General features: G+C 49.6%; 1 protein-coding gene. It reads left to right on the top strand.

Annotation, left to right across the window (positions count from 1 at the left end):
* A partial coding sequence (locus tag ACTIE0_RS05355) for a hypothetical protein (protein ID WP_046320173.1) occupies window positions 1-184 on the top strand: 184 nt, incomplete at its 5' end.
* Between the last annotated feature and the right edge of the window lie 276 nt (window positions 185-460).

Genomic DNA, 460 nt, shown 5'->3' with positions numbered 1-460 from the left:
TTTCAAAGCCTACCTGCGGGAATTATGGCTGACTGCGGAACCCGCCCCTACTACCACCCGCCCCTCTTCTACCAGTCTTGTAGCCGTACCGTGCAAAGGGCAGAGCTGTGTGCGAGTGGTGCTGGTGTTTGGGTCCTATGGGGCGGGTGTATATAGTTGGCTGGAATTAATAATTAATAATTAATAATTAATAATTGGTGTATGGGGTTGGCTGGTTTTTCCTCTGTTCGCTGGGTCTCTGGGCGTTTCGCTGCCAATGCATGGTCTGTGTGCGAGTGGTGCTGGTGTTTCCGATGGCTGATCGCGCACCCGCGGGCGGGTGTATATAGTTGGCTGGAATTAATAATTAATAATTAATAATTAATAATTAATAATTGGTGTATGGGGTTGGCTGGTTTTTCCTCTGTTCGCTGGGTCTCTGGGCGTTTCGCTGCCAAGGCATGGTCTGTGTGCGAGTGGT

Origin of the sequence: Limnospira sp. (genome assembly GCF_051859755.1) — a bacterium.
GTDB lineage: Bacteria > Cyanobacteriota > Cyanobacteriia > Cyanobacteriales > Microcoleaceae > Limnospira > Limnospira fusiformis.
The sequence above is the reverse complement of the archived record's forward strand: the minus strand, read 5'-3'. Positions and strand labels throughout refer to the sequence as shown.